General features: G+C 43.6%; 11 protein-coding genes. 5 read left to right on the top strand and 6 right to left on the bottom strand.

The features are described from left to right. Positions 1 to 38 precede the first annotated feature (38 nt). The 6 genes from CL667_05345 to CL667_05370 form a co-directional block, all read right to left on the bottom strand. Positions 39 to 233, bottom strand: coding sequence for a hypothetical protein (locus CL667_05345; GenBank protein ID MAL17120.1), 195 nt, complete (start codon positions 231 to 233; stop codon positions 39 to 41). After that, positions 230 to 532: a transcriptional regulator gene (locus CL667_05350; GenBank protein MAL17121.1), complete on the bottom strand. Its 303-nt coding sequence runs from the start codon at positions 530 to 532 to the stop codon at positions 230 to 232. The genes CL667_05345 and CL667_05350 overlap by 4 nt, the downstream gene beginning before the upstream one ends. Positions 533 to 538: 6 nt before the next feature. After that, positions 539 to 1,144 (bottom strand): hypothetical protein, encoded by a 606-nt coding sequence (locus CL667_05355; protein ID MAL17122.1) that lies wholly within the window; start codon positions 1,142 to 1,144, stop codon positions 539 to 541. A 154-nt stretch (positions 1,145 to 1,298) separates the two neighbouring features. Further along, entirely contained in the window at positions 1,299 to 2,765 is a 1,467-nt protein-coding gene (locus CL667_05360) for an oxidoreductase (protein MAL17123.1), read from the bottom strand. Between the two features lie 137 nt (positions 2,766 to 2,902). Next, positions 2,903 to 3,751, bottom strand: coding sequence for a peptidase S51 (locus tag CL667_05365; protein MAL17124.1), 849 nt, complete (start codon positions 3,749 to 3,751; stop codon positions 2,903 to 2,905). A gap of 86 nt (positions 3,752 to 3,837) precedes the next feature. Continuing rightward, positions 3,838 to 5,415: a hypothetical protein gene (locus tag CL667_05370; GenBank protein ID MAL17125.1), complete on the bottom strand. Its 1,578-nt coding sequence runs from the start codon at positions 5,413 to 5,415 to the stop codon at positions 3,838 to 3,840. 517 nt (positions 5,416 to 5,932) lie between these two features. Between CL667_05370 and CL667_05375 the strand changes: the two genes are divergently transcribed. The 5 genes from CL667_05375 to CL667_05395 all read left to right on the top strand — a co-directional run bounded on the left by CL667_05375 (position 5,933) and on the right by CL667_05395 (position 12,682). Beyond that, the gene (locus CL667_05375) at positions 5,933 to 8,617 is read left to right on the top strand and encodes an alanine--tRNA ligase (protein ID MAL17126.1); all 2,685 of its coding nucleotides are present in this window, start codon (positions 5,933 to 5,935) and stop codon (positions 8,615 to 8,617) included. Positions 8,618 to 8,681: 64 nt separating this feature from the next. Beyond that, positions 8,682 to 9,059: a GxxExxY protein gene (locus CL667_05380; GenBank protein ID MAL17127.1), complete on the top strand. Its 378-nt coding sequence runs from the start codon at positions 8,682 to 8,684 to the stop codon at positions 9,057 to 9,059. Between the two features lie 225 nt (positions 9,060 to 9,284). Beyond that, entirely contained in the window at positions 9,285 to 10,385 is a 1,101-nt protein-coding gene (pdhA, locus tag CL667_05385) for a pyruvate dehydrogenase (acetyl-transferring) E1 component subunit alpha (protein ID MAL17128.1), read from the top strand. A 24-nt stretch (positions 10,386 to 10,409) separates the two neighbouring features. Beyond that, on the top strand, positions 10,410 to 11,393 hold the full coding sequence (locus tag CL667_05390) for a pyruvate dehydrogenase complex E1 component subunit beta (GenBank protein MAL17129.1): 984 nt from the start codon (positions 10,410 to 10,412) through the stop codon (positions 11,391 to 11,393). A gap of 26 nt (positions 11,394 to 11,419) precedes the next feature. Continuing rightward, positions 11,420 to 12,682 (top strand): pyruvate dehydrogenase complex dihydrolipoamide acetyltransferase, encoded by a 1,263-nt coding sequence (locus CL667_05395; protein MAL17130.1) that lies wholly within the window; start codon positions 11,420 to 11,422, stop codon positions 12,680 to 12,682. Positions 12,683 to 12,688 lie beyond the last annotated feature (6 nt).

The following is a 12,688-nucleotide window of genomic DNA, read 5'->3' on the forward strand; positions in this document are numbered from 1 at the left end:
AAAGTACTTTGAATTACAAAGTGTAGTTATAAAAAAATTTAGGCCGGTTGGTTTTTATTCTTTTTGATAATGATTAAAAGCCAAATAGATCCTGTAACAATCATTCCTAGTGGGACAGCACCTGGTTCATCTTCAACCACAATCATAAAGACTAATAATAAAACGCCAATAATGATTGTGAGTAAAGATAAAAACCGTTGTGTATTCTTCTTATTTGAGATTCTTGAAGTCATGATTTTTTCGCATTTATGATTTTTTCCATTAGGCTGAGGTAGTCATCAAAAGCAGCTTTACCTTCGGCAGTCATTTCATATTTAGTATTGGGTTTATTGTCAATGAAAGACTTTTCAACGGAAACAAACCCTTCCTTTTCCAATTTTTTGATATGAGTGGCAAGGTTTCCATCAGTCACGCCGAGAAATTCCTTTAACGCACTGAAATCCAGAGAGTCATTAACAGCCAAGGCAGACATGATTCCCAGTCTTACCCTGCTTTCGAATGCTTTATGTAAGTCATCGAATGATAGTTTCAATTTAGATCACCGCTCAAACCTGAAGTACATGTAAATCCCATAGATCAGATGGATAACGCCGAACCCAATGGTCCAAAACAGAATGCCAAACTCAATAAACCAGATATTCATCAGGCCTAAAAGTATCTGAGCAAAGCCCATGAACTTCACTTCTTTGATGGTGTAGCTGCCGGCGTTATATAAGGCAAGTCCGTAAAATATAAGCATGAACGGAGCTGCTAAACCAATCAGCCCTTTGACTATAAACATCAAAACTAAAGCACCTCCAACTGAAAGCGGAACAGCCATGCTAGCCAGAAGTCTTCGGGAAGTAGCATTCCAGACCTGTTCACCTTTATCACTCGCTTTTCTTCGGGAGAAGAGTACTGCTGTAATCAATGCCAGAACTAAAATTCCTAAAGCCAGTAGTACAACCGGAGTGAGGTTTGAGAATGAATACTGAACTGCATCCGGATTAAATTCCAGGACGGCGTAGGCAACATAAGCTCCTGCAAGGGCATAAATGCCCGCCATGATTCCTGCCCACCCTGAGAGGGATAAAAATTTTGAAGAGCGCTCCATCATGGAACGGATCTCTGCAATGTCTTGGATATAATCTTGTTGTTCTTTCATGCAAAGTACTTTTAAATACAAAGTTAGTTTTTATAAAGATACTCTGCAAGTCTTGAGAGAATTATTTTTTTGAAGGATTATGAATCAGAGCTCGGGGTATGCGTTCCCAAGCTGGAGCTTGGGAACGAGTAAGAGAATATTTCTAAGTCTTAAATTAAACTTCCCAGCCTTTTCGGTAGGTACGTCCAACGAACTGATTGGCTTGTTTGAGATTTGTAATCTCGGTGTTCTCGCCATCCCAGAGTAGTTTCTTGCGTCCGTAGTATTCCAGGCGTCCTTCACTATTTTCTCTTCGCAGTAAATAGCTGCGAATAGCAAGATTCCCCATCAGCACGGTTTCGGTCATGGGGCCAGCGTAGTCAAAAGAGGAGGTAAGCTCTCTGTGTTCTTTGCTGTCAAAACCGGCTTTGCAGGCATCAATCCATTTTCGGTGATGTCCGTATTCAGGTTCTTCATTTTCTTCTGTTTCAGGACCAAATTCAGTGGTTCCGTCATTCAGGTACAGTTTGGGCATTAATGGAGAACTGTCGTTGATGTTTGTGGATATCACTCCGTTTTCACCAATTATCAAAACACCATTTGCGCTGTTATTTCCGCCCATATCATGATCGGCTGGGATGATTTCCGGGCGAGATGGCTTAATGCCACCATCACTCCAGGTCATTGTAACAGGGGATTGAGTTTTATCAGTGGCCTCATAATGCATGGTAATAAAGGAGGAAGCCGGACAACCTTCAGGATGATAGTCTGGAGTCCACATTTCGGTATAAATGGTACCAACACTGCATTCGGCATCAGTTGGGTAGGTAAGCCCTAAAGTCCGGTACGGAATATCAATCAGGTGACAGCCGACATCCCCCAAAGCTCCTGTGCCATAATCCCACCAACCCCTCCAATTGAAAGGGTGTAAGTTTGGAGTGTATGGGCGCATTTCAGCAGGACCCAGCCATAGATCCCAATCCAGTGCATCGGGTTTTTGGCTTGGATCCGGTTCAGGCATAGCAAAACCCTGAGGCCAAACGGGGCGATTAGTCCATACATTCACTTCTGAAATCTTTCCTAACTTTCCGGAATCAATCCAGCCCTGTACCATATTAAGCAGAGGGTTCGATGCTCCCTGATTTCCCATTTGAGTTACTATTTTCTTTTCCCGTGCCATTTCTGTTAAAAGCCGGGCTTCCCTGATATTGTGCGTCATGGGCTTTTGGACATACACATGAATTCCAAGCTCCATGGCATATTTGGCAGCCGGAGCGTGATTATGATCCGGCGTTGAAATGGTAACAGCATCCAGGTCGGGTTCGGCCTCCAGCATTTCCCTATAATCACTGTATCTTTTGGCTTCAGGAAATGCTTCCACTGATCGCTGAGCAGAGCCTGAGAAATCCACATCACACAGAGCAGCTACACGTTCTCTTCCATTCACGGAAGCATGTTGTATATCACTGGATCCTTTTCCACCTGCCCCAATCGCTGCTATATTCAGCTGATCGCTCGGTGCGGTAAAACCAACTCCACCTAACACATGGCGGGGGACAAAAAGGAAGGAAGTTGCGATAGCACTTTTTTTAAGAAAGGATTTACGGGTTATTGAGCCGGTTTCTTTTTTATCATTCTTCATAGCTGAAAGGCGATTTTGGATTACCAAATAATTGGCAATCAGTTGGTTAAAGGAATATGACGGGAATATTCAACAATCCGCCCAATTTTAAAAATGGAAATAGGGTGCTTTCATCTGATAGCAGAGTCTCTTATAAGCTAGTCGATGACTTGCCTTTTCTTTAAGTCGTATTTGTCGCCTGAGCGCAGAAAGTAGAACAAGTCATCGGAGGGGAGTTGTTTGTCGCTGCTTCCTTCACGTGACCAAAAACCTCCATCATACATAATCACATAACTGCTGCCAATCACCTCAAAGGTATTACCGGTTACCACAACGGCTGTACTTTCATCGATGCTCATCCCCAGCAGTTCAGGTTTATTTTCGAGGATATTGAACATATCGAAGTGGCGGTTACGGGCAATCACGTGCTGATCGATTGCAATATTTTTAACAAAGCCAAAGCCTTCTTCATGGTCACCCATCATAATTTGGTTGGTTTGAGTATCCCCACGAGCCAGGTAAGATCCCTGAATAGTTGCCCCGGCTGAAGACCCGCCAATTACTCCGCCCTTATTTAATACTTCCCAGAACATGTCCTCGGTTTTGGTTCCGGCATATGCATCTACAAGTCTCCATTGGCGACCACCGCTAAACCAAACCGCTGTTGCCTCTTCCAGCTGCTCCGCAAATACATCGGTATCTGCAACTTTAGGGTTGTTAGTGTGCAGGACGGTTACCCTGCCGGCCCCGGCTTCACGAAATACTCCGGCTCCCCCATAATTCTCGCCATAGGTATCTCTGCCACCGGCTGATGGGATCACAACGATATGTGCATTTTCCCCGCCGGCCAATTCAACAAACTTGTCTACGATACTCGCATCTAAACGCCCGCCTCCAACAATAACCAGCGTGCCGTTATCAGGGCCGGTAGTGGTAGATGATTGTGCAAATAGGGAAGAAGGAATGCCCGCAAGCAAAGCTATTATAAAGAAGACAGTGATTTTCATAAGAGATCAAATAAGTTCAGATTCAGGAATACAAGCTGATAAATATTTCTTGAAATCGGAAATAGTGTTTAGGACAGCAGTTCTATTTAAAACTTGGAACCCCGAATCCATGTGTCCGATCGAGCCCAGCTTTTCTCGAATGCTTGTTGGGTTGAATCGTTTTGGGCATTCATAGCTTTTTCCGCTTCAAGGAGTCCGTAAAGTGACCAGCCATTATTAGGATGATTCTCTAATTCCTTTTTAAAGGTATCGGCTGCATTATCAGGTTGATCCATTTCTAAATATAGAGCTCCCAGCCAGTGGCGGGGAGAAAAGGGCAGAGGTTCGGGCTCATCATAATCCAGATTATCATAAAACATTACACCTTCTTGAAAAGACATAAGTGCTGCGCCAAGGTCTCCTTCCGCCCAATGAATTTCTCCTTCCAAAATTCCTTTAACTGTTCCCAGTAAATTTTCTGCGCTATGGAATCGGAATCTGCCATCCGAATTTTCCGCTAGTTTTTGAAGCTCTTTCAGCTGGTTCTCAGCTTTTTTGATATCATTCATTTTGAGAGCCGCATAGCCTTGGGAGAAATGCCATATTCCTAAAGCTACATCACCGTTCGGTTTTGTTGAGATGGCAGGAATTTCATCGAACCGCCCAAACCGAACCAAGGTTAACACATGGTACATGTTATTACCGGTAAGCTTGGCGTAATCTTTACCGGCTTGAGTGGCAAGTCCGCCCTGCCCATCCATACTGGCTGCAAAAAGAAGCATGTGCAGGTTGTGGGAAGGATAGATCGCAAAGCCTTTGCCCACGGCCGCTTTTTGATCGGAATGCCAAGCCTGAATATTGGCATGAACGGCATCATTCCATCTACCAACTTCATTCCAGGTGTGAGAGGGCATGTGATTAATGTGACTGGCTCCGGGAATTGAATTTCCGATGAACTCCGCACAAGGTTCAGCCAACTCCGGTTTTTGGGTAGATTCTGTTGCGTGAATATATAAGTGACAAGCACCGGGGTGCTTGATGTCTCTTTCCAGAATTCCTTCCAAAACGCCATGCAGAAATTGAACATCCGGGTCGTTCACATCCCGGGTTCCACGCCGTGGTTCCAGTAGAAATAAAGCTTCAGCATACAGGGTTCCGATATCTGAATCATCGGGATAGTTTTCATAGACTTCCTTCATAGCATCAGCGTAGGCAGAATCCAGCGCAGAGCGATTGGAGTTCTCGTAATCTTCCACATATCGAACAGCTGTCGCTTCAATAATAGCTCGCTCTTTTTCGGTGGCTGAAATTTTTGAAAGTCGAAGAGCTTCCTGAATAGCCGCGTACGCTCTGGGTGCTTCGGAATCTCGCATTCCCCCATTTAGGTAAGGTCCCCAGGTCCAAGCTTCGCCCCACCAGCAAATAGCACATTCGGGATCTTTTTGTCGGGATACATAAAACGATCGGGCGGCATCGCCTTTGGCAAAGGCATACATCATTTGATAACCCTGATTGAAATAGGCCTGAGCTTCTTCGTTGTTTGAGGAAATATCCCGGGTGAAGTCACCGAGGGCTTCTTCATACAAAGGCATGGGTTCAGAGAAATCGTCAGGATAATCAATCTGAGCAAAAAGATTGCCGGTACATAATAGCAGAGCAGGAAGAGTTAAAGAGAAAGCTTTCATCAGGTGGATCTGTTTCTTGAGATAAAAGAATAGATACGCGAAAGGGAGGGTGGAGTCAAGGGGAGATAAATAGTTATTTAGTCTGGAAAATTTCAGCTTTTAGAGAATTAGCATTTTGTAGTTTACTCTAACTCTCCTGTTCATTTTGTCTTGATACAAAATGAACCAAAAGATCAAGGCGGATTAAAAAAAGCTAAAGCTGATTCCATTCAGCTAAAATAAATCTATGCTCCATAGCCGGGCCTGCTTGTAATTCAAGTATGATGCGGTGTGATTTATTTTTTAACGCTTCATTCCATCATCTTCTTTACGCTCTTTTTTCTAAGGCCAGAGAAATATCAAGCGTGGCAGATTGGCATTGGTTTAGCACGGAGCGAGAGGTGGAATAGATGAGTTCTAAAGCTTACTAAACCAATCAACAAATAACGATTAACGAATCCTAAACCACAGATGAGTTCAACTCATATTTTTCCTATCTTCAAGGCTCTGTAAAATCAACACTCACACATCAAGTTTAATGTCTCACAAGACTTCTGCCCAGATACGTCAGGAATTTTTTGATTTCTTTGCTGAAAAAGAACACGCTATTGTAGATAGTGCTCCTGTAGTACCCAAAAATGATCCCACGCTGCTTTTCACCAACGCGGGGATGAATCAGTTCAAATCTATATTTCTGGGAGAAGAAGATGCGCTTAAGCATGAGGGAAAGAATTGGAATCGAGCCGCCGATACCCAAAAGTGTATTCGCGTAAGCGGGAAGCACAACGATCTGGAAGAAGTAGGACATGACACCTACCATCATACGCTTTTTGAGATGCTGGGAAACTGGTCATTTGGCGACTATTTCAAAAAGGAAGCCATTGGCTGGGCCTGGGAATTACTGGTGGATGAATGGGGATTAGAACCCGACCGTCTCTACGCTACCGTTTTTGGTGGAGACGAAGAAGATGGACTTCCGGTGGATGAAGAAGCCATCGAGCTTTGGAAAAGTGAAACGAGTATTGATCACGATCACATTTTAAAGTGTGGCAAAAAAGATAATTTCTGGGAAATGGGCGAAACCGGTCCGTGTGGACCGTGCTCGGAAGTGCATATCGATTTACGTCCCGATGAAGACCGCAAGAAGAAGCCCGGCGCTGACTTGGTGAATATGGATGACCCCCGGGTGATGGAAATCTGGAACCTTGTATTTATTCAGTTCAATAGAAAACCAGATTCTAGTCTCGAAAAACTCCCCGCACAGCACGTTGATACCGGAATGGGTTTCGAACGAATTTGTGCTGTCCTTCAGAATAAAACATCGAATTACGACACGGATGTATTCACCCCGGTAATTAATAAAATTGCCGATTTAGCTGGAATCACATACGGGAAGGAAGAGGAAAAAGACATTGCCATGCGGGTTATTGCTGATCATATCCGTGCAGTGACGTTCTCCATTGCCGATGGAGCTTCACCAGGAAATGATGGTCGTGGATACGTGATTCGGCGAATTCTACGCCGTGCTATTCGGTACGGCTGGGATGTGCTGGATTTCAAAGAGCCGTTTTTCTACAAGTTGGTGGAAGTATTGGCTGATCAGTTTGAGGATGTGTTTCCTGAGATCACAGCACAACAGGAGTACATTGTGAATGTGATTCGCTCAGAAGAGAAGAGTTTCCTGAAAACATTGGGGCAAGGAATCGAGCTGTTCAATGAAATGGTGGAAGGCAAGGATAAAATTTCCGGCGAAGATGCGTTCAAACTTCATGATACCTATGGTTTCCCAATCGACCTGACCGAGCTGATGGCTCGCGAGCAGGGTGTGGAAGTGGATGTAGAAGGCTTCAACAAAAACATGAAAGAGCAGAAAGAACGAGCTCGTGCTGCGGGTAAGTTTTCGGTGGATCAGAGTGAGGCTTACGTTTGGAATGTTGTTACTAAAGAGCCTTCTGATGGTTTTAAGCCAAACTTTGTTGGATATGATGATGCTAGTATTGAAACTAGAATTATCAGATATAGAAAGGAAGGTGATAAGTTTGCTCTTCATTTAGAAAAAACGCCATTCTATGCGGAAAGTGGAGGACAGGTTGCTGATACTGGAACTATTTTTAAAGGAGATGAATATTTGGAGGTTTTAAATGTTCAAAAAGGTATTGATAACTTTCATATTCATTATGTAGATAAGCTTCCTGAAGATTTAACTGGCACATGGACAGCCCGAATTGATTTGGATCGACGTATTGAAATCCAGAAACATCACTCAGCAACGCATTTAGTTCATGCGGCATTACGAGGGATTTTAGGCGACCATGTTGCTCAGAAAGGGTCATTAGTAGATGAACACCATCTGCGTTTTGACTTCTCTCACTTTGAAGCAATGACGGACGAGCAGCTGGAAGAAGTAGAGCAGTTGGTTAATGAAAAAGTACAGGAAAACATCCCGCTGACTGAAGAACGCGGTGTTCCTATAGAAGAAGCCAAAGAACGCGGAGCGATGATGCTCTTTGGAGAAAAGTATGGCGAAAGCGTTCGGGTGATATCCTTTGATGAAGATTATTCAGTTGAACTTTGCGGCGGAACCCATGTGGGAGCTACCGGAGAGATTGGATACTTCCGGTTCACACAAGAAACTTCTGTAGCTGCCGGCATTCGACGTATCGAAGCTGTTTGTGGAGCGCAAGCAGATAAAGTTCTGAGAGATGAAAAGCGACTACTTCAACAGGTAAAGGCATCGATTGGTCAGACTCAAGATTTGGCCGGAGACATTGTAAAACTTCTTGAAGACAAGAAATCACTCGAGAAAGAGCTCGAACAGATGCAGCTTCAAAACACCGGTGCCAAGCTGGATGAACTGATCCAAAATTCCGAAACGTTGGACGCAGGAATCAACTTGGTAAAAGGCGAAGTTGCCGGCGCGGATATGGATGTACTCAAGCAATTGGGATACGATGGAATTGAAAAGACGAAAGAAAATACGGCTATTGTACTAGGCTCCAGAGATGAGGAAGAAGGCAAGGTATACCTCATGGTTGCCCTCTCTGACGACCTTGTCAAAGAAAAAGGCTTAAAAGCAGGCGCTATTGTGGGTCAGCTTGGAAGGCTTGTTGGAGGCGGAGGTGGCGGTCAGCCAAACCTTGCAACAGCTGGTGGGCGTCAGCCTGAAAAGTTGGGTGAAGCCCTTAAAAAAGTGAATGAAATAATTACAGAATCAATTTCTTAGGCAAAGATAATAGAACGCGGATAAGACAGATTGAGCGGATAGTCGCGGAAAGAAAGAAAATTATATGAAGCATGAGGAACTAACGGAAAAGATTATTGAATGCTTTTATACAGTTTACAATCGGCTGGGATATGGTTTTCTAGAGAGCGTTTATGAGAAAGCAATGCTCATCGAGTTAAAGCGAGTTGATGTTAAAGCAGTTAGGCAATTTCCAATTAAGGTTTCATATCGTGAACATGAAATTGGAGAGTTCTTTGCTGATATTATAGTTGAGGAAAAAGTTATTCTTGAATTAAAAGCTTCCAGAAAGTTAGATGAAGCTCATGAATTTCAACTTATTAATTATTTAAAAGCTACTAATATGGAAGTTGGACTCTTATTCAATTTTGGGAAGAAGCCTGAATTCAAAAGAAAAATATTTTCAAATAACAGAAAAATTTGAGGCACTAAAGGCATTGGTATAGAACACGATGATAATGATTGAGCTGAAAATCACAGAAAGGTTTTTTGCTTTCTTGTTAATATTAATCAGTGACTATCCTCAAAATCTGTGTCATCTATGTTCAATATCGATGTATATTAAAGAGCAGAATCAAATCACAAAACCTTCATAAAAATTGGATATATTTGCATCCTATTGAAGAAATTTTGGCATTAAAAATTAACTATGGCTAAAAAGAAGACAAAAGAAATCAATTTTGCACCCCGGGGAATCGGAGACGAAAAAGACGGCGTCGTACAGAAAGGTGTTGATCTGCCATCCCCAACAAAGAAAAAACATAAATCTCTTGGCCTGAGTGAAGATGATCTCAAAGCCATGTATGAGCAGATGTATCTTCAACGACGGTTTGAAGAGCGTGCCATGCAGCAATATCAAAAAGGGAAGTTCGGTGGATTCCTCCACCTTTATATAGGACAGGAAGCTGTTTCTACCGGTACTGTATTTGCCCTTAATGATGATGACGATATTATTACCGCATACCGCGATCACGGTTGGGGACTTTGTCGGGGAATCACTCCTAAAGAAGGAATGGCCGAGTTGTTTGGTAAGGCAGCAGGCTGCTCTAAAGGTAAAGGCGGTTCGATGCACTTCGCCAAGACAGAAAATCATTTCTGGGGGGGCTACGGAATTGTAGGTGGTCACATTCCCATTGGCGGTGGACTTGCATTTGCGAACAAATATGATCAAAACGGTCGCATCGCAACCTGTTTCTTTGGTGATGGTGCTGTAGATCAAGGTGCTTTGCACGAGACTTTTAATATCAGCCAGCTTTGGGGACTTCCGGTTATCTACGTGGTAGAGAACAACGGGTACTCCATGGGTACTGCCGCTAAGCGACATACGGTTGCCGAAATCGTAGACCGTGCCAAAGGATACGGCATGAAGAGCAAAGTGGTTAACGGGATGGATGTCTTCTCTGTATATGAAGCCATGAAGGAAGTTTCTGAAGACGTTCGGGAAAACTCCGAGCCTTACTTCCTTGAAATCAGGACGTATCGCTATCGCGGTCATTCCATGTCAGATCCTCAGAAGTACCGAACCAAAGAGGAGCTTGAGACTTATCAGAAGAACGACCCAATTGAGCGGTTGAAAACCTATCTGAAGGACGAGAAAATTCTTAGCGATGATGATCTTCAGGAGATTGAGGACAAAATCGAAGATGAAGTGCTTGAAGCGGTAGAATTTGCGGACAATGCAGACTTCCCGGAAAAATCAGCACTCTACGATGATATGTTTGCTGAAGAAGATCCTTATTTCCATAACTAATTTTAAACGGAATACATTAAAGTAATGGCTGAATTACAATTTAGAGAAGCAATAAAAGAGGCAATTGACGAGGAAATGGCCCGTGAAGAGAAAGTCTTCATTATGGGTGAAGAAGTTGCCGAATACAATGGAGCATACAAAGCTACAGAAGGCCTGCTAGACAAATACGGCTACAAGCGAGTAATTGATACTCCGATTTCAGAGCTGGGTTTTGCAGGTATTGGTGTGGGTGCTGCTATGAATGGCCTTCGCCCCATTGTAGAATTCATGACTTTCAATTTTGCTGTGCTGGCTGCTGACCAGATCATTAACCATGCTTCAAAAGCAGGGTATATGACCGGTGGCCAAATTGATATGCCGATCGTATTTCGTGGACCGAATGCATCTGCAGGTCAGTTGGGAGCAACTCACTCCGTAGCGTACGATTCTATGTATGCTCATTTCCCGGGACTCAAAGTTATCTATACTTCTGAGCCCGATGATGCTAAAGGATTGCTCAAATCTGCTATCCGTGATGATAACCCGGTTATCTTTATGGAATCGGAGCAGATGTACGGAATGAAAGGCAAAGTTTCTGATGAAGACGATTACCTCATCCCCATCGGAAAAGGAAAAATTAAGCGTGAAGGAAGTGATGTTACCATCGTAGCTCACGGTAAAATGTATCACGTGGCAAAACAAGCAGCAGCTCAGCTAGAGAAAGACGGAGTAGATGTAGAAATCATCGATCCGCGCACTGTTAAGCCTCTTGATCTACCTCTTATTGTGGAGTCAATCAAAAAAACCAACCGATGTGTGGTTGTAGATGAAGCACATCCATTTGCAGGATTTGCTGCTGAAATTGGTTTCTTGATTCAACGCGAAGCTTTTGATTACTTAGATGCACCGGTACAGCGAGTAACGCTTCCGGATGTCAATGCTCCATTCTCCAAACCTTTGTTTGATGAATGGCTGCCTGGACCTAAAAATGTGATTGACGCAGTTAATCAGGTAACCTACAGAAATTAATAACTCACTCAACCGAATAGAATATTATGGCGATTAAGATTGAAATGCCGAAGCTCAGCGACACCATGGAAGAAGGGGTGATTGCGACGTGGAACGTAAGCGAAGGAGACGCGGTAGAAGCAGGCGATATCATTGCTGAAGTAGAAACCGATAAAGCCACCATGGAAGTGGAAGCTTTCGATGCTGGTACCGTTCTCAAGATTTTAGTAAATGAAGGTGATGCCGTTCCCTTAGGTGGCTTGATGGCCGTTCTTGGAGAAGAAGGCGAAGACATTTCTGATATCCTTGACGGTGCCGGAAGCAGTTCTTCAGAGCCCAAAGCTGAAACCAAGGAAGCCAAATCAGAAGAGAAAAAAGAAACTTCTTCAGGAAGCAGTTCTTCTGGTCTTACTTCTCCAAAATCTGAAACTTCAGCAAGTTCATCTTCAACCACAGATAATGGCCGTATAAAAGCTTCTCCATTAGCTCGTAAGATGGCTGAAGACAAAGGAATTGATCTTGGTACTGTTGATGGTTCTGGTCCTGGTGGACGAATTATCAAAGTAGATATTGAAGAATATAAAGAGTCGGCACAACCGGTAACTGCTTCGGCAACATCGTTCGAAAGTCTGGAAAGCAAAGAAGTCAAAGTTTCTCAGATGAGAAAGGCGATAGCAAGACGCTTGTCAGAAAGCAAGTTTACCAATCCGCATTTCTATGAGACTATAGATATTGATATGAAAGCGGCGATGGCAGCTCGTTCTTCTATGAATGAAGCCAACGATGTGAAAATCAGCTTCAACGATATTGTGGTTAAAGCTTGTTCAATCGCGCTTACCCGCCATCAGGCAGTAAACAGCTCTTGGCACGAAGATGTCATCAAAGAACACGGTGATGTTCACGTGGCAGTAGCCGTAGCGATTGATGAAGGATTGATGACTCCGGTTATCCGTCACTCTGACAAGAAAGGATTACTACAGATTTCCTCTGAAACGAGAGAACTGGCCGGCAAAGCTCGTGATCGTAAACTTCAGCCTGAGGAGATGGAAGGAAGTACCTTCACCATCAGTAACCTTGGGATGTTTGGTATTGAAGAGTTCACAGCGATTATCAATCCACCAAACGCATGTATTTTAGCAGTGGGTGCGATTCGTGATGTGCCTGTTGTAGAAAATGGGGAAGTGGTTCCCGGTAAACGAATGAAAGTGACACTCTCAAGTGATCACCGAATAGTGGACGGAGCCAAAGCAGCTGAATTCTTGAATACAGTCAGGAATCTGCTGGAGAATCCGCTTTCCATGCTTTTATAGATAGGA

Source organism: Balneola sp. (assembly GCA_002694685.1).
GTDB lineage: Bacteria > Bacteroidota > Rhodothermia > Balneolales > Balneolaceae > Gracilimonas.